The organism is Pseudomonas sp. S5D5 (genome assembly GCF_003013355.1).
Lineage (GTDB): Bacteria > Pseudomonadota > Gammaproteobacteria > Pseudomonadales > Pseudomonadaceae > Aquipseudomonas > Aquipseudomonas aylmerensis.
Genome location: NZ_PTEO01000001.1, coordinates 2,606,218 through 2,627,988 on the forward strand (window position 1 = coordinate 2,606,218; position 21,771 = coordinate 2,627,988).

Annotated in this window: 25 protein-coding genes; 10 read left to right on the forward strand and 15 right to left on the reverse strand. The window is 62.5% G+C overall.

Annotated elements, in window-relative coordinates:
- Positions 1–30 precede the first annotated feature (30 nt).
- Positions 31–711: a leucyl/phenylalanyl-tRNA--protein transferase gene (gene aat, locus C9990_RS12220; RefSeq protein ID WP_065907502.1), complete on the reverse strand. Its 681-nt coding sequence runs from the start codon at positions 709–711 to the stop codon at positions 31–33.
- Positions 712–1,207: 496 nt separating this feature from the next.
- On the opposite strand from aat, the gene C9990_RS12225 reads away from it, so the two are divergent.
- Genes C9990_RS12225 through cysG form a run of 6 tightly spaced genes read left to right on the forward strand, consistent with a single transcriptional unit; the run spans position 1,208 to position 8,710 of the window.
- Entirely contained in the window at positions 1,208–3,616 is a 2,409-nt protein-coding gene (locus tag C9990_RS12225) for a DNA translocase FtsK (RefSeq protein WP_065907501.1), read from the forward strand.
- A 54-nt stretch (positions 3,617–3,670) separates the two neighbouring features.
- On the forward strand, positions 3,671–4,294 hold the full coding sequence (gene lolA, locus C9990_RS12230) for an outer membrane lipoprotein chaperone LolA (protein WP_065907498.1): 624 nt from the start codon (positions 3,671–3,673) through the stop codon (positions 4,292–4,294).
- A gap of 27 nt (positions 4,295–4,321) precedes the next feature.
- Positions 4,322–5,644 (forward strand): replication-associated recombination protein A, encoded by a 1,323-nt coding sequence (locus tag C9990_RS12235; protein WP_065907495.1) that lies wholly within the window; start codon positions 4,322–4,324, stop codon positions 5,642–5,644.
- Complete coding sequence (gene crcB / locus C9990_RS12240) at positions 5,644–6,018, forward strand: fluoride efflux transporter CrcB (protein ID WP_065907493.1); 375 nt, start codon at positions 5,644–5,646, stop codon at positions 6,016–6,018. The genes C9990_RS12235 and crcB overlap by 1 nt, the downstream gene beginning before the upstream one ends.
- Before the next feature lie 16 nt (positions 6,019–6,034).
- Positions 6,035–7,315, forward strand: a complete 1,281-nt coding sequence (gene serS, locus C9990_RS12245; RefSeq protein ID WP_065907488.1) for a serine--tRNA ligase — start codon at positions 6,035–6,037, stop codon at positions 7,313–7,315.
- Positions 7,316–8,710, forward strand: a complete 1,395-nt coding sequence (gene cysG, locus C9990_RS12250; protein WP_106803435.1) for a siroheme synthase CysG — start codon at positions 7,316–7,318, stop codon at positions 8,708–8,710.
- 812 nt (positions 8,711–9,522) lie between these two features.
- Here cysG and C9990_RS12255 read toward each other — a convergent pair.
- The 6 genes from C9990_RS12255 to tusD form a co-directional block, all read right to left on the reverse strand.
- Complete coding sequence (locus tag C9990_RS12255; protein WP_106803436.1) at positions 9,523–10,518, reverse strand: glutathione S-transferase family protein; 996 nt, start codon at positions 10,516–10,518, stop codon at positions 9,523–9,525.
- An 88-nt stretch (positions 10,519–10,606) separates the two neighbouring features.
- On the reverse strand, positions 10,607–11,590 hold the full coding sequence (locus tag C9990_RS12260; protein WP_371920696.1) for a glycosyl transferase family protein: 984 nt from the start codon (positions 11,588–11,590) through the stop codon (positions 10,607–10,609).
- Positions 11,591–11,604: 14 nt separating this feature from the next.
- Positions 11,605–11,940: a TusE/DsrC/DsvC family sulfur relay protein gene (locus C9990_RS12265; RefSeq protein WP_106803438.1), complete on the reverse strand. Its 336-nt coding sequence runs from the start codon at positions 11,938–11,940 to the stop codon at positions 11,605–11,607.
- Positions 11,937–12,215, reverse strand: coding sequence for a sulfurtransferase complex subunit TusB (tusB, locus tag C9990_RS12270; RefSeq protein WP_106803439.1), 279 nt, complete (start codon positions 12,213–12,215; stop codon positions 11,937–11,939). Before tusB ends, C9990_RS12265 begins: the two co-directional genes overlap by 4 nt.
- On the reverse strand, positions 12,215–12,565 hold the full coding sequence (gene tusC / locus C9990_RS12275) for a sulfurtransferase complex subunit TusC (RefSeq protein WP_065907473.1): 351 nt from the start codon (positions 12,563–12,565) through the stop codon (positions 12,215–12,217). The genes tusB and tusC overlap by 1 nt, the downstream gene beginning before the upstream one ends.
- Before the next feature lies 1 nt (position 12,566).
- A complete protein-coding gene (tusD, locus tag C9990_RS12280; protein ID WP_065907471.1) occupies positions 12,567–12,959 on the reverse strand; it encodes a sulfurtransferase complex subunit TusD in 393 nt (130 codons plus the stop codon).
- Positions 12,960–13,116: 157 nt separating this feature from the next.
- On the opposite strand from tusD, the gene C9990_RS12285 reads away from it, so the two are divergent.
- Entirely contained in the window at positions 13,117–14,298 is a 1,182-nt protein-coding gene (locus C9990_RS12285; RefSeq protein WP_106803440.1) for a CaiB/BaiF CoA-transferase family protein, read from the forward strand.
- A gap of 104 nt (positions 14,299–14,402) precedes the next feature.
- Here C9990_RS12285 and C9990_RS12290 read toward each other — a convergent pair whose 3' ends face one another.
- Both C9990_RS12290 and C9990_RS12295 read right to left on the reverse strand, forming a co-directional pair.
- Positions 14,403–14,897, reverse strand: a complete 495-nt coding sequence (locus C9990_RS12290) for a SprT family zinc-dependent metalloprotease (protein WP_065907486.1) — start codon at positions 14,895–14,897, stop codon at positions 14,403–14,405.
- Between the two features lie 128 nt (positions 14,898–15,025).
- Positions 15,026–15,628 carry a Yip1 family protein gene (locus tag C9990_RS12295; protein ID WP_065907465.1) on the reverse strand — a complete coding sequence of 201 codons (603 nt, stop codon included), beginning with the start codon at positions 15,626–15,628 and terminating at the stop codon, positions 15,026–15,028.
- Positions 15,629–15,970: 342 nt separating this feature from the next.
- Here C9990_RS12295 and ttcA point away from each other — a divergent pair, with 342 nt between their 5' ends.
- On the forward strand, positions 15,971–16,795 hold the full coding sequence (gene ttcA / locus C9990_RS12300; protein WP_065907464.1) for a tRNA 2-thiocytidine(32) synthetase TtcA: 825 nt from the start codon (positions 15,971–15,973) through the stop codon (positions 16,793–16,795).
- Positions 16,796–16,862: 67 nt separating this feature from the next.
- Complete coding sequence (locus C9990_RS12305) at positions 16,863–17,534, forward strand: DNA-3-methyladenine glycosylase I (protein ID WP_010209632.1); 672 nt, start codon at positions 16,863–16,865, stop codon at positions 17,532–17,534.
- Positions 17,535–17,683: 149 nt separating this feature from the next.
- Here the strand turns inward: C9990_RS12305 and C9990_RS12310 are convergent, their stop codons facing one another.
- The 3 genes from C9990_RS12310 to arsC are packed head-to-tail and all read right to left on the reverse strand — an operon-like array spanning position 17,684 to position 19,036.
- The gene (locus tag C9990_RS12310; RefSeq protein ID WP_106803441.1) at positions 17,684–18,088 is read right to left on the reverse strand and encodes a DUF2069 domain-containing protein; all 405 of its coding nucleotides are present in this window, start codon (positions 18,086–18,088) and stop codon (positions 17,684–17,686) included.
- Positions 18,072–18,686 (reverse strand): NAD(P)H:quinone oxidoreductase, encoded by a 615-nt coding sequence (gene wrbA / locus C9990_RS12315; protein WP_065907460.1) that lies wholly within the window; start codon positions 18,684–18,686, stop codon positions 18,072–18,074. Before wrbA ends, C9990_RS12310 begins: the two co-directional genes overlap by 17 nt.
- Positions 18,683–19,036, reverse strand: coding sequence for an arsenate reductase (glutaredoxin) (arsC, locus tag C9990_RS12320; protein WP_106803442.1), 354 nt, complete (start codon positions 19,034–19,036; stop codon positions 18,683–18,685). Before arsC ends, wrbA begins: the two co-directional genes overlap by 4 nt.
- A gap of 115 nt (positions 19,037–19,151) precedes the next feature.
- On the opposite strand from arsC, the gene C9990_RS12325 reads away from it, so the two are divergent.
- Positions 19,152–19,613: a TlpA disulfide reductase family protein gene (locus tag C9990_RS12325; protein ID WP_106803443.1), complete on the forward strand. Its 462-nt coding sequence runs from the start codon at positions 19,152–19,154 to the stop codon at positions 19,611–19,613.
- A 140-nt stretch (positions 19,614–19,753) separates the two neighbouring features.
- Here C9990_RS12325 and C9990_RS12330 read toward each other — a convergent pair whose 3' ends face one another.
- The 3 genes from C9990_RS12330 to C9990_RS12340 form a co-directional block, all read right to left on the reverse strand.
- Positions 19,754–20,158: an META domain-containing protein gene (locus C9990_RS12330; RefSeq protein ID WP_065907455.1), complete on the reverse strand. Its 405-nt coding sequence runs from the start codon at positions 20,156–20,158 to the stop codon at positions 19,754–19,756.
- Positions 20,155–20,595, reverse strand: a complete 441-nt coding sequence (locus C9990_RS12335; protein WP_032880639.1) for a hypothetical protein — start codon at positions 20,593–20,595, stop codon at positions 20,155–20,157. The genes C9990_RS12330 and C9990_RS12335 overlap by 4 nt, the downstream gene beginning before the upstream one ends.
- A gap of 71 nt (positions 20,596–20,666) precedes the next feature.
- Positions 20,667–21,656 carry a 2-hydroxyacid dehydrogenase gene (locus C9990_RS12340; RefSeq protein WP_106803444.1) on the reverse strand — a complete coding sequence of 330 codons (990 nt, stop codon included), beginning with the start codon at positions 21,654–21,656 and terminating at the stop codon, positions 20,667–20,669.
- Between the last annotated feature and the right edge of the window lie 115 nt (positions 21,657–21,771).

Here is a 21,771-nt window from a genome sequence, read left to right on the forward strand (position 1 = left end):
ATAAGTGTAAGCCAGGTGCGCGCAAGTCGCCTAGGAAACCCACGGTCCAGTGTTGGGTTGATCCAGATGGTCGCGCAGCAGGCCCGCGAATTCGCTGCGAGGGATGGCGCGGGCGCCCAGGCTGTGCAGGTGATCGTTGGGCATCTGGCAGTCGATCAGCACAAATCCCCAGGCCTGCAGTTGCCGAGTCAGTGTGGCAAAGCCGAATTTCGAGGCGTTGTCGGCGCGACTGAACATGGATTCGCCGAAGAACAATTGGCCCATCGCCAGGCCATACAGGCCGCCTACCAGTTCACCGTCGTCCCATACCTCCACCGAGTGCGCGTAGCCGCGCGTGTGCAACTCGAGGTAGGCGCTCTGGATGCCCTCGGTGATCCAGGTGCCATCGGCGTAGGCGCGCGGCGCGGCGCAGGCCTGGATGACGGCGGCGAAATCCTGGTCGAATGTCACGCTGTAGCGCTGCTGGCGCAACAATTTGCCCAGGCTGCGCGAGACGTGCAGTTCGTCGGGGAAGATCACCGTGCGCGGGTCGGGCGACCACCAGAGGATCGGCTGGCCCTCGGAGAACCACGGGAAGCAACCGTGGCGATAGGCCTGTACCAGGCGTTCGGCCGACAGGTCACCGCCGGCGGCGAGCAGGCCGTTGGGTTCGCGCATGGCTTTGGCCAGTGGCGGGAATGTCAGGGTGTCGCGTTGTAACCAGGTCAGCATGGCATCCAGGCTTACGGAAGGGGAGGGGAGTGGCAGGAATGTCGCCTGCACCGAGAGCGTGATTATTGTCGACACAGCGCTGTGGGGCCAGCCCGAATCGGCCATCGGCGCGCATTAGCGTGAGCGCGTGTTTCTGCAACTCTGTGCCTGAGGCGTGGTCGTAATCGGGTCTGGCCGATGCAGGCCATTTGCCAAGCTTGCCTGGATTGGTAAAAACAGCTCATAAGCCTTTGTCAGCAAAGACAATGCATGCTCAAATTGAACATCTTGTGACACACAATTGGCTATGCTGCTTGAAGAGCGCCAAGTGGTGTGGCATCAGGGGCACAAACCCGTACAATGCGGCGATTGTGGCGTTATCGCCATTTCATCCAGCAATCGCCCAGTGTTAAAAGTAGATTCAACGACGTTCGTTTATTTTTCAGCTGCTCGGATTGGGCAGTATTTACAGTTATTCAACAGATGGACGCGCTAAAGGCGCAGGAAAAGACCCGTTTTGAAGAAATCCGCCGCAACACCCAAAGCAGCAGTCGTGCCGGCCTGGCGCCAGCACCTGCACTACCGACTCAAGGAAGGTGCGCTGATCGCTATCGGCGCGCTGTGCCTGTTCCTGATGATGGCCTTGCTCACCTATGGCAAGGACGATCCGGGCTGGAGCCACAACAGCAAGATCGAAGACGTGCAGAACTTCGGTGGACCTGCCGGCTCCTACAGCGCCGATATCCTGTTCATGGTGCTCGGTTACTTCGCGTATATCTTCCCCTTGCTGCTGGCGATCAAGACCTGGCAGATCTTCCGCCAGCGGCATGAGCCGTGGCAGTGGAGCGGCTGGCTGTTTTCCTGGCGCCTGATCGGCCTGGTGTTCCTGGTGTTGTCCGGCGCGGCGCTGGCGCATATCCACTTTCATGCGCCTACCGGCCTGCCGGCGGGCGCGGGCGGGGCGCTGGGCGAAAGCCTTGGCGACCTGGCGCGCAGGACCCTGAATATCCAGGGCAGCACCTTGATGTTCATCGCGCTGTTCCTGTTCGGCCTCACCGTGTTCACCGACCTGTCGTGGTTCAAGGTGATGGACGTGACCGGCAAGATCACCCTCGACCTGCTGGAGCTCTTCCAGGGCGCTGCCAACCGTTGGTGGGCGGCCCGGGTCGAGCGCAAGCGCATGGTCGCCCAGTTGCGTGAGGTCGATACTCGCGTCAACGAGGTGGTCGCCCCGAGCACGCCGGACCGCCGCGAGCAGGCCAAGGTCAAGGAGCGCCTGATCGAGCGCGAGCAGGCCCTGAGCAAGCACATGTCGGACCGCGAGAAGCAGGTGCCGCCGGTGATTGCTCCGGCACCGCCCAAGCCCGCCGAGCCAAGCCATCGCGTGCAGAAAGAGAAACAGGCGCCGTTGTTTGTCGACAGCGCCGTCGAAGGCACCTTGCCGCCGATCTCGATCCTCGACCCGGCCGAAAAGAAGCAACTCAACTACTCCCCTGAATCCCTGGCGGCTGTCGGCCACCTGTTGGAAATCAAGCTCAAGGAGTTCGGCGTCGAAGTGTCGGTGGACTCGATCCACCCCGGCCCGGTGATTACCCGTTACGAAATCCAGCCGGCGGCAGGCGTCAAGGTCAGCCGTATCGCCAACCTGGCCAAGGACCTGGCGCGCTCCCTGGCCGTGACCAGCGTGCGCGTGGTCGAAGTGATTCCCGGCAAGACCACCGTAGGTATCGAGATTCCCAACGAGGACCGCCAGATCGTGCGCTTCTCCGAAGTACTCTCGACGCCGGAATACGACAACTTCAAATCGCCGGTCACCCTGGCCCTGGGTCATGACATCGGCGGCAAGCCGGTGATTACCGACCTGGCGAAAATGCCTCACTTGCTGGTTGCCGGTACGACCGGTTCGGGTAAGTCGGTGGGTGTGAACGCAATGATCCTGTCGATCCTGTTCAAGTCCGGCCCGGAAGACGCCAAGCTGATCATGATCGACCCGAAGATGCTCGAGCTGTCGATCTACGAAGGCATTCCGCACCTGCTGTGCCCGGTCGTCACCGACATGAAGGACGCCGCCAACGCCCTGCGCTGGAGCGTGGCCGAGATGGAGCGTCGCTACAAGCTGATGGCGAAGATGGGCGTGCGCAACCTGTCGGGCTTCAATGCCAAGGTCAAGGAAGCCCAGGACGCTGGCACGCCGCTGACCGACCCGCTGTACAAGCGCGAGAGCATCCACGACGAAGCGCCGCTGCTGAGCAAGCTGCCGACCATCGTGGTGGTGGTCGACGAATTCGCCGACATGATGATGATCGTCGGCAAGAAGGTCGAAGAACTGATCGCCCGTATCGCCCAGAAGGCGCGGGCGGCGGGTATTCACTTGATCCTCGCGACCCAGCGTCCGTCGGTGGATGTGATCACCGGCTTGATCAAGGCCAACATTCCGACGCGGATGGCGTTCCAGGTGTCGAGCAAGATCGACTCGCGGACCATCATCGACCAGGGTGGCGCCGAGCAGCTGCTCGGCCACGGTGACATGCTCTACATGCCGCCGGGCACCAGCCTGCCGATTCGGGTGCACGGCGCTTTCGTTTCCGATGACGAAGTGCACCGCGTGGTGGAAGCCTGGAAACTGCGTGGCGCTCCGGAATACAACGACGACATCCTCGCGGGCGTCGAGGAAGCCGGCAGCGGCTTCGACGGCGGCAGCAGCGGTGGCGACGACGATGCCGAGACCGACGCGCTGTACGACGAGGCCGTCGCGTTTGTGCTGGAAAGTCGCCGCGCCTCGATTTCCGCGGTGCAGCGCAAGCTGAAAATCGGCTACAACCGCGCCGCGCGCATGATCGAAGCCATGGAAATGGCTGGCGTCGTGACCGCAATGAATACCAACGGCTCGCGCGAAGTCATCGCCCCCGGGCAGATGCGCGACTGATCACGTGCCGCGTGGCAGCACGCGGCGCGCCCTAACGACTCAATGAGGACTCCCATGCGTCTTATCCGCATGCTGTTGTTGCCGGCACTGGCCCTGACTGCTGTTTCGGCGCACGCCGACCCGGCTTCCGTGGCCAGCCTGACCAACCTGCTGGACAAATCCAAGACCCTGACCGCGCGCTTCTCCCAGCTGACCCTGGACGCGGGCGGCACCCAGTTGCAGGAAACCGCCGGCGAAATGGCCGTGCAGCGCCCTGGGCTGTTCTACTGGCACACCGAAGGCAAGGCGGAGCAGACCATCGTCTCCGACGGCCAGAAAGTCACGCTGTGGGACCCGGACCTAGAGCAGGCGACCATCAAGAAGCTGGACCCGCGCCTGAACCAGACGCCAGCGCTGCTGCTGTCGGGTGATGTGTCGAAAATCAACGAGAGTTTCGACATCACCTCCAAGCAAACCAGCAACGTGATCGAGTTCACCCTCAAGCCCAAATCCAAGGACACGCTGTTTGACACGCTGTCCCTGTCGTTTGGCAATGGCGTGATCAACAACATGCGCCTGGTCGACAGCGTCGGCCAGCGCACCGATATCCTGTTCTCCGGGGTCAAGGCCAATGAGCCGGTGCCGGCGTCCAAGTTCAAGTTCGACATCCCCAAGGGTGCCGACGTGATCCAGGAATAATCTGCCAAGAGGTTTCAAACGCTGCCCATGGACCTGTTTCGAAGTGACCCGATTGCTCAGCCACTGGCCGCGCGCTTGCGCTCGACCAACCTGGATGAGTATGTCGGGCAGGAACACCTGCTCGCTCGCGGCAAGCCTTTGCGCGAAGCCCTGGAGCAGGGTGCGCTGCACTCGATGATTTTCTGGGGGCCGCCGGGCGTGGGTAAGACCACCCTGGCGCGGCTGCTGGCAAAAGTCTCGGATGCGCACTTCGAAACGGTCTCGGCGGTACTGGCCGGGGTCAAGGAGATCCGCCAGGCGGTCGAGGTCGCCAAGCAGCAGGCCGGGCAATACGGCAAGCGCACCATCCTGTTTGTCGATGAAGTGCACCGCTTCAACAAGTCGCAGCAAGATGCGTTCTTGCCCTATGTCGAAGACGGCACGCTGATCTTTATCGGCGCCACCACCGAAAACCCTTCGTTCGAACTCAACAACGCCTTACTGTCGCGGGCGCGAGTCTATGTGCTCAAGAGCCTGGACGAAGCGGCGATGCAAAAGCTGCTGCACCGCGCGTTGAACGAAGACAAGGGCCTGGGCAAGCGCCAACTGAGCGTCAGCGACGAAGGCTTCAAGATTTTGCTGACTGCCGCCGATGGCGATGGACGGCGCTTTCTCAACTTGCTGGAAAACGCCTCCGACCTGGCCGAAGACGGCAGCGAAATCGGCGTCGACCTCCTGCAAAGCCTGCTCGGCGATACGCGCCGGCGCTTCGACAAGGGCGGCGAAGCCTTCTACGACCAGATCTCGGCGCTGCATAAATCCGTGCGCGGCTCCAACCCGGACGGCGCGTTGTACTGGTTTGCGCGGATGATCGACGGCGGCTGCGACCCGCTGTACCTGGCCCGCCGCGTGGTGCGCATGGCCAGCGAAGACATCGGCAACGCCGACCCGCGCGCCTTGAGCCTGTGCCTGGCCGCGTGGGACGTGCAGGAGCGCCTCGGCAGCCCTGAAGGCGAATTGGCCGTGGCCCAGGCCATTACCTACCTGGCCTGTGCGCCCAAGAGCAACGCGGTGTACATGGGCTTCAAGTCCGCGCTGCGCGCCGCTGCCGAATACGGCTCCCTCGAAGTGCCGTTGCACCTGCGTAACGCGCCCACCAAGTTGATGAAACAACTGGGTTACGGCGACGAATACCGCTATGCCCACGATGAGCCGGATGCCTACGCGGCCGGTGAAGACTATTTCCCCGATGAGCTTGAGCCGCTGCCGCTCTATCAGCCGGTGCCGCGTGGCCTGGAGCTGAAGATCGGCGAAAAGCTCAATCACCTGGCCCAACTCGATCGCCTCAGCCCTAAACAGCGGAGAAAGTAGTGCTCAAGACGATTCTTGCCGTGTCCGCAGCCGGCATCGCTGGTACATTATTGCGTTTCGCCACCGGTAACTGGGTCAGCGCTAACTGGCCCAAGCATTTTTATGCGGCGACCCTGGCGGTCAACCTGGTGGGCTGTTTGATCATCGGGTTGTTGTACGGCTGGTTCCTGTTGCGCCCGGAAGTGCCGATTGAAATTCGCGCCGGCTTGATTGTCGGCTTTGTAGGCGGTCTGACGACCTTTTCATCCTTTTCACTGGACACGCTGCGACTGCTGGAAAGCGGGCAGGCCCTGGTCGCCTTCGGGTACCTGGGCATCAGCGTGTTCGGCGGGCTGCTCGCCACCTGGGCCGGCCTGTCCTTGACCAAACTTTGATAAACGAGAGACCGACATGCTCGATTCCAAACTGTTACGTAGCAACCTTCAGGACGTAGCGGACCGCCTGGCATCCCGTGGCTTTGCCTTGGATGTTGCGCGCATCGAAGCGCTGGAAGAACAGCGCAAGACCGTCCAGACCCGCACCGAAGCACTGCAGGCTGAGCGTAATGCGCGTTCCAAATCCATCGGTCAGGCCAAGCAGCGCGGCGAAGACATCGCGCCGCTGATGGCGGATGTCGAGCGCATGGGCACCGAGCTGTCCGACGGCAAAGTCGAGCTGGAAAAGATTCAGTCCGAGCTGGATTCGATCCTGCTGGGCATTCCCAACATTCCCCATGAGTCCGTACCGGTCGGCGAAGACGAAGACGGTAACGTCGAAGTGCGCCGCTGGGGCACGCCGACGACTTTTGATTTCGAGATCAAGGACCACGTCGCCCTGGGCGAACTGACCGGCGGCCTGGATTTCGAAACCGCCGCGAAGATGTCCGGCGCGCGCTTTGCCTTGCTGCGCGGCCCGATCGCACGCATGCATCGCGCCCTGGCGCAGTTCATGATCAACCTGCACACCGGCGAGCACGGCTACGAAGAGGCCTACACCCCGTACCTGGTGCAGGCACCGGCGCTGATGGGCACCAGCCAGCTGCCGAAGTTCGAGGAAGACCTGTTCAAGATCAGCCGCGATGGCGAAGCCGATCTGTACCTGATCCCGACCGCCGAAGTGTCGCTGACCAACATCGTCGCCGGCGAGATCCTCGACGCCAAGCAACTGCCGATCAAGTTTGTCGCCCACAGCCCGTGCTTCCGCAGTGAGGCGGGTGCATCGGGCCGTGACACCCGCGGCATGATCCGCCAACACCAGTTCGACAAGGTCGAGATGGTGCAGGTGGTCGAGCCGTCGACTTCCATGGAAGCCCTGGAAGGCCTGACCGCCAACGCCGAACGCGTCCTGCAACTGCTGGAGCTGCCGTACCGCGTGCTGGCGCTGTGCACCGGCGACATGGGTTTCAGTGCCGTGAAGACCTACGACCTCGAAGTGTGGGTGCCGAGCCAGGACAAATACCGCGAGATTTCGTCGTGCTCCAACTGTGGCGATTTCCAGGCCCGTCGCATGCAGGCGCGCTTCCGCAACCCGGAAACCGGCAAGCCGGAACTGGTCCACACCCTCAACGGTTCGGGCCTGGCGGTAGGCCGTACGTTGGTGGCCGTGCTGGAAAACTACCAGCAGGCTGACGGCTCGATCCGTGTGCCGGAAGTGCTCAAGCCGTACATGGCGGGCGTCGAGGTCATCCGCTAAATGGAGTTTCTGCCGCTGTTTCATAACCTGCGCGGCAGCCGTGTGTTGGTCGTCGGTGGCGGGGAGATTGCCTTGCGCAAATCCCGACTGCTGGCCGACGCCGGTGCAGTGCTGCGGGTGGTTGCTCCCCAGATCGAAGACCAGCTGCGTGTGTTGGTGCTGGGCAGTGGCGGGGAATTGATTTTGCGCGGTTATCAGGAGGCCGATCTCGACGGCTGCACCCTGATTATCGCCGCCACCGATGACGAGCCGCTGAACGCGCAAGTGTCCAGCGATGCCAAGCGTCGTTGCGTGCCGGTCAATGTGGTGGATGCGCCGGCCTTGTGCAGCGTGATCTTCCCGGCGATTGTCGACCGTTCACCTTTAGTGATCGCGGTGTCCAGCGGCGGCGATGCGCCGGTGCTGGCACGCTTGATCCGGGCCAAGCTGGAAACCTGGATTCCGTCCACCTACGGGCAACTGGCCGGGCTCGCGGCGCGTTTTCGCGCCCAGGTCAAAGGCCTGTACCCGGATGTGCAACAACGCCGTGCGTTCTGGGAAGAAGTGTTCCAGGGCCCGATTGCCGACCGTCAATTGGCCGGGCAGGGTGACGAGGCCGAGCGCCTGCTGATCGAAAAGGTCAACGGCGCGCCGCCGTATGCACCGGGCGAGGTGTACCTGGTGGGGGCAGGGCCGGGTGATCCGGACCTGCTGACCTTCCGCGCCTTGCGCCTGATGCAGCAGGCCGACGTGGTGCTGTACGACCGCCTGGTGGCCCCGGCGATTCTCGAGCTGTGCCGCCGCGATGCCGAGCGTATTTATGTCGGCAAGCGTCGCGCCGATCACGCCGTCCCGCAGGACCAGATCAACCAGCAACTGGTGGACCTGGCCAAGCAGGGCAAGCGTGTATTGCGGCTCAAGGGTGGCGACCCGTTCATCTTTGGCCGGGGTGGCGAAGAGATCGAGGAACTGGCAGCCCATGGCATTCCGTTCCAGGTGGTGCCTGGCATCACGGCGGCGAGCGGATGCGCGGCGTATGCCGGGATTCCGCTGACTCACCGTGACTATGCGCAGTCGGTGCGGTTTATCACCGGGCACCTGAAGGACGGCACCTCGGACCTGCCCTGGCATGACCTGGTGGGACCGTCGCAGACCCTGGTGTTCTACATGGGCTTGATTGGCTTGCCGATCATCTGCGAACAACTGATCAAGCATGGTCGCGCGGCGGACACCCCCGCTGCGTTGATCCAGCAGGGCACCACCTCCAACCAGCGCGTATTCACCGGCACCCTGGCGGACTTGCCGCGCATGGTGGCGGAGCATGAAGTGCATGCACCGACACTGGTGATCGTCGGTGAAGTGGTGGTGTTGCGCGAGAAGCTGAAGTGGTTTGAGGGCGCGCAGTCGCAGGTTTAGGCCAGTGTGATTGCCGGGCTTGTTGAGGCTGCGCAGTTGTTGTGGCCGGTGGGCTTTCTGAGGCCAGTGAGATTTCTGAGGTCGGGGAGATTTTTGTGGGCAGTGGAGATTTCTGAGGCCTGTGGGATTCCTGTGGGCAGTGGAGATTCCTGTGGCCAGTGAGATTCCTGTGGTCAGTGGAAATTCCTGAGCCAGTGAGATTCCTGTGGTCAGTGGAGATTCCAGAGGCCAGTGAGATTCCTGTGATCAGTGGAGATTCCTGAGGCCAGTGATATTCCTGAGGTCAGTGGAGATTCCTGTGGCCAGTGAGATTCCTGAGGTCAGTGGAGATTCCAGAGGCCAGTGATATTCCTGAGGTCAGTGGAGATTCCTGAGGTCAGTGGAGATTCCTGTGGCCAATGAGATTCCTGAGGTCAGTGGAGATTCCTGTGGCCAGTGAGATTTCTGAGGTCAGTGGAGATTCCAGAGGTCAGTGGAGATTCCTGAGGCCAGTGGAGATTTCTGAGGCCAGTGGAGATTCCTGTGGCGAGCGGGCTTGCCCCGCGTTGGGGCGCGAAGCGGCCCCAGTACAATCGCCGCGCAGTTTCAGGAAGACCGTGTAGGCAGGTTTTGGGGCCGCTTCGCGCCCCAACGCGGGGCAAGCCCGCTCGCCACAAGAATCCCACTAACCTCAAGAAGCCCACTGATCTCAAGAAGCCCACTGACCTCCAGAAGCCCACTGACCTCAAGAATCCCACTAGCCTCAAGATGCCTGCTGGCTCCGAGAAGCTTGCTAGCCATAGCAAGCCCCGCCCCAGAGACACCGGGTCGCCTCAGCTAAAGACGCCTTTCCCCGCAAGGCGAGCCCGATCATGGGCGGCATCAAACCTCTGCAACGGCCCCTTCGGCACGATTGCCGTCGGATTGATGGTCCGGTGGCTCGCATAGTAATGCCCCTTGATATGCGCAAAATCCACCGTCTCGGCCACGCCCGGCCACTGGTACATCTCCCGCAACCAATTCGACAGGTTCGGATAATCGGCAATCCGCCGCAGGTTGCATTTGAAGTGGCTGTAATACACCGCATCAAAACGGATCAGCGTGGTGAACAGGCGCACATCCGCCTCGGTCAGGTACTCACCGGCCAGGTAGCGATGTACTTGCAGGTGCTGCTCCAGGTGATCCAGTTCGGCAAACACATCATCAAATGCGCTTTCGTAGGCCTTTTGCGCGGTGGCAAAGCCGGCGCGGTACACGCCATTGTTCACGGCCGGGTAGATCCGCTCGTTCAGCGCGTCGATGCTCGGGCGCAGTGCCTGCGGGTAGAAGTCCAGGGTATTGCCGGTCAGCTCGTTGAAGGCGCTGTTGAACATGCGGATGATTTCCGCCGACTCATTACTCACGATGCGCTGCAGTTTCTTGTCCCACAACACCGGCACGGTGACGCGCCCGGTGTAGTCGGCGGTGTCGGCGGTGTAACGCTGGTGCATGAAGTCGAAGCCATCCAGCGTGTCGCCGGTGGAGCCGTGGGTCTTGTCGAAGGTCCAGCCGTTTTCCAGCATCAACCAGCTGACTACTGACACGTCGATCAGGCTTTCCAGGCCCTTGAGCTTGCGCAGGATCAGCGTGCGATGCGCCCAAGGGCAGGCAAGGGAGACGTAGAGGTGATAGCGACCGGCTTCGGCCCTGAAGCCGCCTTCGCCGCTGGGGCCGGGCGCGCCATCGGCGGTCACCCAGTTTCGGCGTTGCGCCTGTTCACGCTGGAAAGCGCCGTCGGCGCTACTTTCGTACCACTGGTCCTTCCAGTGCCCTTCGATCAGCAAACCCATGACTGGCTCCTTGGCTAATAAGCGTTGGAGCCCAGTCTAAAGGGATGAGTTCGAACTAAAAGCGCAAAGACCGGGCGTGAATCATCGATTAAATCGATTTATCTCGCGCATCCCAGTACTGCTGCGCCAATGTGAACGCCTGTTCCCGTGGGTGGCCCAGGCCACGCAGCGCCAGGGCCATGGTCGCGATCAGCGCCAGTTGCGGGTAGCTGTCTTCGGCGTCGCCGCGCCACACGGCTTTTAAATGTTCCGGCTCAAGGCTCGCGGGTTTGACGTGGCGCTGGGCGGAGAGGGCGGGCCATTCTTCGTCCCAGCTTTCGCCACCGGTGGTGCCGTACAGGTGGCTGATGGTGTCGGGATTGATCTCGACTTCGCCGCCATCCCCCTTGACCACAATCACATTGTCGCCGAGCAGGCCGCTGGCATCGCGGTGCACGCCCTGATAACCGGGGTGGAAGATGCTTTGCAGGCCGCAGCGTGCATTCAGCGGGTTGAGCAGGCGTGCCAGGGAGTGGATCGGCGAGCGCAGGCCCAGGGTGTTGCGCAGGTCGATCATGCGCTGCAGTTGCGGCGCCCAGTCGCCCAGGGGAATAAATGCCAGGTTGCCTCGTTCGAACGCAGCGCCGACCTGCTGCCAGTTGCGGCACAGCGGGATCTGCAAGCCCTCCAGCAATTGCTCGGTGTACAGGCGGCCGGCGGTGTGTGCGCCGCCGCCGTGCATGAGGATGCGCACACCGTTCTGCGCCAGGCACTTGGCCGCCAGCAGGTACCACGGCAGGTGGCGCTTCTTGCCGGCATAGGTCGGCCAGTCGACATCCACGTTCAAGGCCGGGGCGTGCAGGCGTTCGCGCACCGCTTCGGTGAAGCCGGCGAGTTCTTCCGGGCTTTCTTCCTTGTGGCGCAGCAGCATCAGGAAGGCGCCGAGCTGGGTGTCTTCGACTTTTTCGTCGAGCAGCATGCCCATGGCTTCGCGGGCTTCTTCACGGGTGAGGTTGCGCGCGCCGCGCTTGCCTTTGCCCAGGATGCGCACGAATTGCGCAAATGGGTGCTCGGCAGGGGTTTCAAGGGTCAGCGGGGCAAAGTCGGTCATAAGCAATTCGTCGGCCTGGGCAGGCCCGCCAGCTTGGCGGCGAGTTTGGCGGGAGTGCCGTTGAACAGTTTGTTGAGGTGCAGGCTGTTGCCCTTTTCCGGGCCCAGCTTCAAGGCGGTGTACTTGATCAGCGGGCGCGTGGCGGGGGACAGCTGGAATTCGGCATAGAACTGGCGCAGCAGCGTGAGGATTTCCCAATGGTCCGGAGTCAACTCCAGCGTTTCGGCGGCGGCCAGGGCGTGGGCCACCTCCGTCGACCACTCGTTCAGGTCGACGAGGTAGCCGTCCTTGTCCAGTTCCAGGGTGCGTGCGCCGACGGTCAGGGTGTTCATAGCCAGGTGTTGACCTTGTCGTAGTCGATCGACAGTTGCACGAAACCCGGGTAGTCGACGCTGTCGGCCCAATCCGGCAGCGGCAGATTGCGCGCCAGCAGGTCTTCGGCCAGCACCAGGACCTTCACACCCTTGGCCTGCAGGGCCGGGTTGTGCAGCCCATAGGCGCCGTCGCCGCAGAGCAGGATTGCATCGTCGGCGCCACAGATGCGCAGGCAACTGGCGAGGCGGCTGTCGGTGAACGGCGAGTGGGAAACCACATGTAAAGTCGACATCAGAGGGTCATCACCTGGTCGTAACGGTCAATCAGCGTGGAAATGGCGGCGCTGTCCAATGGCTGGGCGCTGGCCGGGGAGATAAGCCCGCGCTCGGCCAGGCTGTGGCTGCAGACGAACACATCATCGATGCCGAACAGGCCCAGTGCCTGCAGGTTGGCGCTGAGGTCCTTCTGCTGTACGGCCTTGGCGTCCTGGTGCGGCGCCAGCTGAAACACGCCATCATCGAGGAACAGCAGGCCGATCGGCAGATCAAACGCGCCGCCGGCCAGCACGATATCCAGTGCTTCGCGCGCGCCGGGCCCGGACCACGGTGCCTGGCGGCTGATCACCAATAAGGATTTGGACATCTCACGGCCCTCCAAAACAGATCAGGCGGTCGGCGGCCTGGGCGGCGTCGTGCAATTGCCCCAGGCCCGACAGCGCCCACGGCGCATCCAGGTTCACTGCGCTGCGTTGATAGCGCGTGGCTTCCTCGGTGTTGAGCACGCCACGGCGCAACGCGGCGGCGATGCAGACCACACCGTCGAGTTGGTGCTGACTGACCCACTCGCGCCACTGGCGGGCGATGTCCTGCTCGTCCTGGGGCGCGACGATATTATTGGCAGCGCTGTAGACGCCGTCCTGATAGAAAAACAGCCGCACAATCTCATGCCCGCCGGCCAGCACGGCCTGGGCAAAGCGCAGGGCGCGGCGCGAGGAGGGCGCGTGGGCGGCGGAAAACACTGCAATCGCAAACTTCATGGAACACTCTGCAAGCAAACGTGGGCCAATGATAAAGCCGCCTGCACGAAAAAGCCCGCCGTGATCAAAACGGTCACCCTCGCTGATCGTTCTGACGATTGCCGGTCGGCGCCAGGCTGCCTAGTCTGTGGGAACCCGAAACACAACTGGAGTGTTCATGTCAGGTCCCTTGGCGTCCCTCAAAGTGCTGGATTTTTCCACCTTGCTGCCCGGCCCGTTTGCGTCATTGATGCTCGCCGACATGGGCGCCGAGGTGCTGCGTATCGAATCGCCCACGCGCATGGACCTGCTGCGGGTATTGCCGCCGCACGATCACGGCACATCGGCGAGCCACGCCTACCTCAATCGCAACAAACGCAGCCTGGCGCTGGACCTCAAGCAAGCCGAAGCGCTTGAGATCGTATACGCGCTGGTCAAGGAGTACGACATCGTGCTCGAGCAGTTCCGCCCCGGGGTGATGGAGCGACTGGGCCTGGGATATGAGGCGTTGAAGGCGATCAACCCACGGCTGATCTACGTCTCCATCACGGGTTACGGGCAGACCGGCCCCTACAAGGATCGTGCCGGGCATGACATCAATTACCTCGCCCTGGCCGGCGTCGCCAGCTATACCGGTCGCCAGGACAGCGGGCCACTGCCCTTGGGCGTGCAATTGGCGGATGTGGGCGGCGGTTCGCTGCATGCGGTGGTGGGGCTGCTGGCGGCAGTGATTGCCCGGCAAACCAGTGGCCTCGGCCAGTACCTGGATGTGAGCATGACCGACTGTTCGTTCAGCCTGAATGCCATGGCTGGCGCCGGTTACCTGGCGTGTGGCGTCGAGCCGGCGTGGGAGGGGCATGTGCTCAATGGCGGCAGTTTCTACGACTATTACCGCTCGCGGGATGGGCGCTGGATGTCAGTGGGCAGCCTCGAGCCCGGGTTTATGCAACAACTGTGTACTGCATTGGGCCGCCCGGAGCTGGCGGCGCAAGGCTTGTCACCCCAGCCGCAGGCGCAACAAACCTTGAAGCTGGCGCTGCAGGTCGAGTTCGAGAAGCGCAGTTTTGATGAGCTGTGCGCGTTGTTTGCCGGGGTGGACGCGTGTGTGGAGCCTGTCCTCGGTTTGAGTGAGGCGGTGGAGCATCCGCAGTTGAAGGCACGGGCGTTGGTCACCCAGGTGCCACGGGGCGATGGCTCGACCCAGGCGCAGATTGCCTGCCCGTTGAAGTTCTCCGAGGCATTGCCGCAGCCTAGGCATATCGGCGCCGCCGTAGGGGCGCACAGTGATGAAGTGCTGGCGGAGCTGGGCTTGAGTGCGCAGCGGATAGCCGATTTGCGGCAGGCCAAAGTTGTGGGGTGACTGGGCGGGGGCTTTCGCGGCCAAGCCCGTTGCCACATTTTGACCGCGCACTATCCTCGTAATGCATTCAAACGGGGGGCGTGGGCGTGCCTGCGAAGAGGCCCTCACTCCACCCGGGTTTCGCCGGTAAACACCAAGGTCTGCCGGCACCGCCTGCACAAATACCGCCGCCCCTGGGCCACCATCCCGTGGCGCTGTGACGAGAACGGAAAATCACTGTCCGCACACGGGCAACGGTAGATATAGCGCATCACCTGGCGGCGCTTGACTGCATAGGTGTGGCAACGGTCCGGCGGCAGTTCGTAGACCCCGCGCATGATCAGTTGCCATTCCTCGCCATGCGGCTGGATGCGCTCGCCAAACAATTGGTGGGCGATCAGGTGCGCCACTTCATGAGCCACGGTCTGCTTCAGGAAGTGCTGGCTGTTTTCGCGGTAGAGCTGTGGGTTGAAGCGCAGCAGGTTCTCGTGCAAATGCGCGACACCGGCCTTCTGGCCCCGCAGCTTGAGGCTGACCTGGGGGCGTTTGAAGCTTCGTTTGAAAAAGGATTCGGCTTGCAGGAAACAATCTTCGACGCGGGTATTGAGTTGCTCGGGCATGCTGACCATATCTCCAGAGACGTCCAGTATGCCGCAAAACCGGGTGTTTCCGAATCTGTCAGGCGCCGAATGGTCATGCATAACGCACAAAGCCACCTTGCGGCGGCTTTGCCTACCCCTTTGACCGGTCAGTTGGTATAGATCGGGCCGACGCCCAGCCCCCAGACAATCACGGTAAACGCCATGATTGCCACCAGGACCACCAGGCCCACGGCCAGTACCGAGCTGGAAAACAGGAAGCCCTCGTCGGGATCAATGCTCATGAAGGTGGGCAGCCCCACATACAGCAGGTACACCGTGTAGCAAATCGCCGCCGTCCCGACCACCATGCCCAGCCACATATGTGGGTAGAGCGCCGCCAGCCCGCCGATAAACAGCGGTGTCGCGGTGTAGGTGGCAAAGGCTACGCACCGCGCCATGCTGGGGTTGGCGTCGTAGGTGCGGGCCATCCAGTGAATGAACGCGCCCATCACTGCCACGCCGCCGAGCATGGCCGCGTACGACATGATGGTCATCCACAACGCGCTTTCCTGGGTCAGCATGACCGGCGCGCGGCTGCCGATCACCCAACCGACCCGGGTGGTACCGATAAAGGCGGACACGGCGGGGATCGCCGCGAGAATCAAGGTGTGAGTGAGGTACATGTGGCTGATGCTTTCTTCTTTATCGCCACGAATTTCCCGCCATTCCTGGTCGGGATGGGTAAACAGCCCCACGACGTGATGGATCATGCCAGTCACTCCTGTCGTTATTACCATCGCCCCCCATCGGAGCGCCCACCGGCCAATTGGCCTGAAAGGTCTGGATAGTGATGTGCGACCTCAAGTCGCAGTATAGGAAGGGATGACCGGAAAAACTGTAGGGCTTTAGAGCAAATCGCGCTGTAAACATTGGCCCTAATCGCGGTGAGGTCTGTGTACGCGTCGGCTTGCCGGCGATTGCGCTATAACGGGCTGCCACGGTACGGCAACCACCGCTATCGCCGGCCAGCCAGCGCCTACAATGGAACTCGGTGGTGCTTATCGGTAAAATACCGCGCTTTTCGTCACACACCTCTAGCGGATCCAAGCGCCATGGGCACTCTTACGGTCAATCAGAACAAACTGCAAAAACGCCTGCGTCGCCTGGCCGGTGAAGCGGTCGCCGATTTCAACATGATCGAGGATGGCGACAAGGTCATGGTCTGCCTCTCCGGCGGCAAAGACAGCTACACCATGCTTGACGTGCTGCTGCACCTGCAAAAGGTCGCGCCGATCCAGTTCGAGATCGTCGCCGTCAACATGGACCAGAAACAACCGGGGTTCCCTGAGCACGTGCTGCCGGCCTACCTCAAGGAACTGGGCGTCGAGTACCACATCGTCGAGAAAGACACCTACTCGGTGGTCAAGGAGCTGATCCCGGAAGGCAAGACCACTTGCTCGCTGTGCTCGCGCCTGCGCCGTGGCACGCTCTACACGTTCGCCGATGAGATCGGCGCGACCAAGATGGCCCTGGGGCACCATCGTGACGACATCGTCGAGACCTTCTTCCTGAATATGTTCTTCAACGGCTCGCTCAAGGCCATGCCGCCCAAGCTGCGTGCCGATGACGGGCGCAACGTGGTGATTCGCCCGCTGGCGTATTGCAATGAGAAGGACATCCAGGCCTATTCCGACTTCAAGCAATTCCCGATCATCCCGTGCAACCTGTGCGGCTCCCAGGAAAACCTGCAGCGCCAAGTGGTCAAGGAAATGCTGGTGGACTGGGAGCGCAAGACCCCAGGCCGTACCGAGAGCATCTTCCGCAGCCTGCAGAACGTGATCCCGTCACAGCTGGCCGACCGCAACCTGTTTGACTTCACCAGCCTGAAGATTGATGAAACCGCCGCGTCGCGCTTCGTCAATGTTGTGAACCTCTGAGCCGATTCAACGCTCTGACACACGGCGCTTGCGGGCGCCGTTTTCAATTCCATTGCCAGGAGAGGGCATGCGCGATTACAAGTGGCTGCACGAATATTGTCTGAACCGCTTCGGTTCAGCGGCCGAGTTGGAAGCCCACCTGCCTGTACCCAAGACCCCGGCGCAATTGCGCAAGATCAGTGATGACCGCTACCTGTCGACCCTGGCGCTGCGGGTCTTTCGCGCTGGCTTGAAACACAGCGTGGTCGACGCCAAGTGGCCGGCGTTCGAGCAAGTGTTCTTCGGCTTCGATCCGGAAAAAGTCGTGTTGATGGGCGCCGAGCACCTGGAGCGGCTGATGCAGGACACGCGCATCATCCGCCACCTGGGCAAGCTCAAGAGCGTGCCGCGCAACGCGCAGATGATCCTCGATATCGAGCAGGAAAAGGGCAGCTTTGGTGCGTTCGTCGCCGACTGGCCGGTGACTGATATCGTTGGGTTGTGGAAGTACCTGAGCAAGCACGGCCACCAATTGGGCGGGCTGTCGGCGCCGCGCTTTTTGCGCATGGTCGGCAAGGATACGTTTGTGCCGAGTTATGACGTGGTGGCCGCGCTGAATGCGCAGAAGATCGTCGACAAGGCGCCGACCAGCCTGCGCGACCTGGCGACGGTGCAGGGCGCGTTCAACCAATGGCATGCCGAGAGCGGCCGGCCGATGTGCCAGTTGTCGATGATGCTGGCTTACACAGTGAATCACTGACCGAGTTCTATCGTGGCGAGCGGGCTTGCCCCGCGTTGGGCTGCGTAGCGGCCCCAAAACCAAGCCCTGCTTTCTATCAGAAAGAATGCGGTGACTATTTCGGGGGCTGCTGCGCAGCCCAACGCGGGGCAAGCCCGCTCGCCACAACGTTATTCTGCCAGTCTTCGATTCAACTGATGCCGCCAGCGCACATACAGCAACGCCGTACAGAACACCGCCAGGCTCGCGAGCATCTCCAGCACACCGAACCACTGGCGGTTCGGGTCGTACGCCGCCAGCGCGCCCTTGATGAAATACAGGTTCACCACAAAGCACATCCACGAATGTCCGCGCGCGCTGCCCAGCAACATGCCCGGCGCGAGGATCAGCAGCGGCACCAGTTCGATCAGCAGGATCACCCACGGGCGGGCGCCGTGCAGGTCGGCGATGAACAGGTAGTACACGCAGAGCAACCCCACCAGGGCGAAAAACGCCAGCAGGCTCAGCGTGCGCGCGAGCTTGACCCGTGGCTCCAGCCACGCCTGGGGCGGCAGGACCTTAGGCTTTCTGGCCACGGCCGTTCTCCAGCAACGTGGCGGTGGTGGCCAGGCGCAGGCCGAGGGCGCGGCACAGGCTGATTTCGTGTTGATCGAGCAGGCGCTTGCCATCCGGCCCGGCATGGTGGCTGGCGCCATACGGGGTGCCGCCACCCTGGGTGTCGAGCAGCGCCTGTTCGCTGTACGGCAGGCCGGTGATCAGCATGCCGTGGTGCAGCAGCGGCAGCAGCATCGACATCAGCGTGGTTTCCTGGCCGCCGTGCAGGCTGGCGGTGGAGGTGAACACCCCGGCCGGCTTGCCGACGAGCGCGCCGGTGAGCCACAGGTTGCTGGTGCCGTCGAGGAAGTACTTGAGCGGCGCGGCCATATTGCCGAAGCGCGTGGGGCTGCCGAGGGCCAGGCCGGAACAGTGTTTCAAGTCATCGAGGCTGGCATACAGCGCGCCTTCCTCCGGGATGCTCGGCGCCACGGCTTCGCACTCGGTGGAGATTGCTGGCACCGTGCGCAAGCGCGCCTCCATCCCGCCTTGCTCGATGCCCCGGGCAATCTGCCGGGCCATTTCGCTCACCGAGCCATTGCGGCTGTAATACAACACCAGCACATACGGCGACGTCACGGCAGGATCTCCAGCACGTTTTCCGGCGGGCGGCCAATGATGGCTGTGTCGGCGGTTTCCAGGATCGGGCGTTCCATCAACTTCGGGTGCGCGGCGATGGCGGCAATCAATTGCGCTTCGCTGAGGCTGGCGTCGGCCAGGCCCAGGGCCTTGTATTCGTCTTCACCGGTGCGCAGCAGTTGCCGGGCGCTGATGCCGAGCTTGGCCAGCAAGGCCCGCAATTGCGCGGCGTCGAGCGGGGTTTCCAGGTAGCGCACCACGGTCGGGGCGAGGCCACGGGCTTCCAGCAGTTCGAGCGCACCGCGCGATTTCGAGCAGCGCGGGTTGTGATAAAGCGTCAGATCGGTCATGTGCGGGTCGCATCTTGCGTAAGGTGGCAGGTATTCTACCTGCGCTGCGCCCGGTCCTTAAACCGTTAGAGGCGATAGGTCGCAGCCTACGTTCATTTTTGCGAAGGATTACCCCATGACTAGGCGACTGATCGGTGCATTGGCGATCATCACAACCCTGCTGCTCAGCGGCTGCGGTAATGACTACGGCGTTGACCAGAACGGCCAGAAGGTGGCGGCCGAGCGCCTGGACAAGCAATGGCTGGTGGTCAACTACTGGGCGGAATGGTGTGGCCCGTGCCGCACGGAAATCCCTGAACTCAACGCCCTGGCGGAGCAGTTGAAGGGGCAGGGCGTGGGTGTGTTCGGGGTCAACTTCGACAATGTGCAAGGCGCAGAGCTGAAGGAAGCCAGCGACAAGCTGGGCATCAAGTTCACGGTGCTGGCGCAGAACCCGGACGGGATCTTCGATATTCCGCGCAGCGAAGCATTGCCGGTGACCTACATCATCGATGACAAGGGCAAGGTGCGCGAGCAGTTGATGGGTGAGCAGACTGCGGAAGGCGTATTGGCCAAGCTCAAGGCCCTGCGCGGCTAAAGGCGGGCCCCGATCAAATGTGCGAGGGGGCTTGCTCCCGAATGCGGTGCATCAGCCAATACACGTGCTGACTGACACACTGCCTTCGGGGGCAAGCCCCCTCCCACATTTAGACCTCAGCCATCTCTGGATGGAGTGGGTCAGCCTTCTTCCAGCCAGAGGCGGATGGGCTGGCCCTCGGCTGGCCAGAAGCGCGTCTGTTCGATCGGCGAGATGTCCCAGCGCTGCACCCCTTGCAGGGCCTGGAAGAAGCGGTGTTCCTGCTCCATCAGGGCCTCGGCGCAGAGTTTGCGGGTACTGCCGATCTTGCCGAAGCTGAGCTTGTCGCCGTCGACGGTGTACGGCGCAAACCAGTGGTTGCAACCGCCATTGCCGTAGGCGCGCCCGTCGGCACCGAGGGTGACGGTCAGGTGCGCGTAATCCATCAGCGGCCGCTCCCCAATCCACTCCACTACGTAGCTGTGATCCTGCTTGAGCCGGACCGCGTCACCGGCGCAACCCGTCAGGGCCGCACCGAGGGCGGCGAGCAGAAGCAGGCCTTTCATTGCGCGGCCTGCTGGCATTTCGGGCAGCGGTGTTTGTCGCCCTCGCTGGCCCAACCCAGTTCCTTGATGCGCGCATTGGCGGCCGGTTGCAGCGGTTCTTTGGTCAGCTTGGTTTCCACCGCGAATTCAAACTCCAGCACGGCGTCGCAGCTGTCGCAGTTGACCTTCCAGGTGTGAATTTCCAGTTCGCCGAATTTCGGCCCCTGGGCCATGGCGACCCACTGGCCTGCCGGGCGGATGGAGTAGCGCGCGTCACCTTCGACGGTCAGGCGCATCGACAGGGTTTTGCTGCCTCGCAGGGTGACGATCAGCACGTCGCCGTGCTTGATCGAGCCACCGTTGCCGGTGACCTGGTAACGGCCCGGCACCAGGGCGCGGCATTCGATCAGGGTGTGTTGCGGGCTCAGCAAGCTGAAGCGGAAATCGTGTTCGGCCATGGATCCTCCAAATAGGCGCGGCATCCTATCACGGGTGCCTGCCGATCATGCGCCTGGTATATGACCGCTGATCATCCTTCGACGCGGTTCTGGGCGCGGCCATCGGCCCACGCTGCAATGTTCGCCAGGGTCGTGCCAGCAATCGCCGCCAGGGCCTCGCGGGTGAGGAAAGCCTGGTGCGCGGTGATGATCACGTTGGGGAAGGTCAGCAGGCGCGCGAGTACATCGTCCTGCAGCGGCAGGTCGGAGCGGTCCTCGAAAAACAACTGGGCTTCTTCCTCATACACATCCAGGCCGAGGTAGCCGAGCTGGCCGTCCTTGAGTGCCTCGATCAGTGCCGGCGTGTCGACCAGGCCACCGCGACCGGTGTTGATCAGCATCGCGCCGGGTTGCATCTGTGCCAGCGAACGCGCGTTGATCAGGTGTTTGCTGTCGGCAGTCAACGGGCAGTGCAGGCTGACGATCTGCGCTTCGGCGAGCAGTTCGGGCAGGCTCACGTAGCGGGCGCCGAGGGCCTCGACCTGCGGGTTGGGGAAGGGGTCGTAGGCGAGCAACTGGCACCCGAAGCCGGCCATGATCTTGGCGAACGTGGCGCCGATCTGCCCGGTGCCGACCACACCGACGGTCTTGCCCACCAGGTCGAAACCCGTAAGGCCATGCAAGCTGAAATCGCCATCGCGGGTGCGGTTATAGGCGCGGTGCAGGCGGCGATTGAGGGCGAGGATCAGCGCCACTGCATGTTCGGCCACCGCATGGGGCGAGTAGGCGGGCACACGCACGATGGTCAGGCCCAGGCGCTGGGCGGCCGGCAGGTCCACATGGTTATAGCCGGCCGACCGCAGGGCGATCAGCCGTGTGCCGCCCTTGGCCAATTGCTCCAGCACCGGCGCGCTGAGGTCGTCATTGATAAACGCGCAGACCACGTCGTGATGTTCGGCCAGGGCCACGGTGTCGAGGTTGAGCCGGGCCGGTTGGAACTGCAGCTCCAGGCCATCGGGCAAGGGCTCGCCGAGAAAGCTGTCGCGGTCGTAGGTTTGGCTGCTGAAAAGAATCACGCGCATTGAATAGCTCCCTGCGATCGTAGAATGGTTGCGTTGCTCGTAGGCGCGACTTGCTGCAGCAAGTGTGTTGCAGAGGGGGTGTCGTGGCGAGCAAGCGCTCTCGCCACCTCCCTTG

What these genes read in the sequence shown, in the direction of transcription:
- aat (WP_065907502.1), bottom strand. Translation starts at nt 711, where the DNA reads ATGCTGACCTGGTTACAACGCGACACCCTGACATTCCCGCCACTGGCC.
- lolA (WP_065907498.1), top strand. Translation starts at nt 3,671, where the DNA reads ATGCGTCTTATCCGCATGCTGTTGTTGCCGGCACTGGCCCTGACTGCT.
- C9990_RS12235 (WP_065907495.1), top strand. Translation starts at nt 4,322, where the DNA reads ATGGACCTGTTTCGAAGTGACCCGATTGCTCAGCCACTGGCCGCGCGC.
- serS (WP_065907488.1), top strand. Translation starts at nt 6,035, where the DNA reads ATGCTCGATTCCAAACTGTTACGTAGCAACCTTCAGGACGTAGCGGAC.
- cysG (WP_106803435.1), top strand. Translation starts at nt 7,316, where the DNA reads ATGGAGTTTCTGCCGCTGTTTCATAACCTGCGCGGCAGCCGTGTGTTG.
- C9990_RS12255 (WP_106803436.1), bottom strand. Translation starts at nt 10,518, where the DNA reads ATGGGTTTGCTGATCGAAGGGCACTGGAAGGACCAGTGGTACGAAAGT.
- C9990_RS12265 (WP_106803438.1), bottom strand. Translation starts at nt 11,940, where the DNA reads ATGAACACCCTGACCGTCGGCGCACGCACCCTGGAACTGGACAAGGAC.
- tusB (WP_106803439.1), bottom strand. Translation starts at nt 12,215, where the DNA reads ATGTCGACTTTACATGTGGTTTCCCACTCGCCGTTCACCGACAGCCGC.
- tusC (WP_065907473.1), bottom strand. Translation starts at nt 12,565, where the DNA reads ATGTCCAAATCCTTATTGGTGATCAGCCGCCAGGCACCGTGGTCCGGG.
- tusD (WP_065907471.1), bottom strand. Translation starts at nt 12,959, where the DNA reads ATGAAGTTTGCGATTGCAGTGTTTTCCGCCGCCCACGCGCCCTCCTCG.
- C9990_RS12285 (WP_106803440.1), top strand. Translation starts at nt 13,117, where the DNA reads ATGTCAGGTCCCTTGGCGTCCCTCAAAGTGCTGGATTTTTCCACCTTG.
- C9990_RS12290 (WP_065907486.1), bottom strand. Translation starts at nt 14,897, where the DNA reads ATGCCCGAGCAACTCAATACCCGCGTCGAAGATTGTTTCCTGCAAGCC.
- C9990_RS12295 (WP_065907465.1), bottom strand. Translation starts at nt 15,628, where the DNA reads ATGATCCATCACGTCGTGGGGCTGTTTACCCATCCCGACCAGGAATGG.
- ttcA (WP_065907464.1), top strand. Translation starts at nt 15,971, where the DNA reads ATGGGCACTCTTACGGTCAATCAGAACAAACTGCAAAAACGCCTGCGT.
- C9990_RS12305 (WP_010209632.1), top strand. Translation starts at nt 16,863, where the DNA reads ATGCGCGATTACAAGTGGCTGCACGAATATTGTCTGAACCGCTTCGGT.
- arsC (WP_106803442.1), bottom strand. Translation starts at nt 19,036, where the DNA reads ATGACCGATCTGACGCTTTATCACAACCCGCGCTGCTCGAAATCGCGC.
- C9990_RS12325 (WP_106803443.1), top strand. Translation starts at nt 19,152, where the DNA reads ATGACTAGGCGACTGATCGGTGCATTGGCGATCATCACAACCCTGCTG.
- C9990_RS12330 (WP_065907455.1), bottom strand. Translation starts at nt 20,158, where the DNA reads ATGAAAGGCCTGCTTCTGCTCGCCGCCCTCGGTGCGGCCCTGACGGGT.
- C9990_RS12335 (WP_032880639.1), bottom strand. Translation starts at nt 20,595, where the DNA reads ATGGCCGAACACGATTTCCGCTTCAGCTTGCTGAGCCCGCAACACACC.
- C9990_RS12340 (WP_106803444.1), bottom strand. Translation starts at nt 21,656, where the DNA reads ATGCGCGTGATTCTTTTCAGCAGCCAAACCTACGACCGCGACAGCTTT.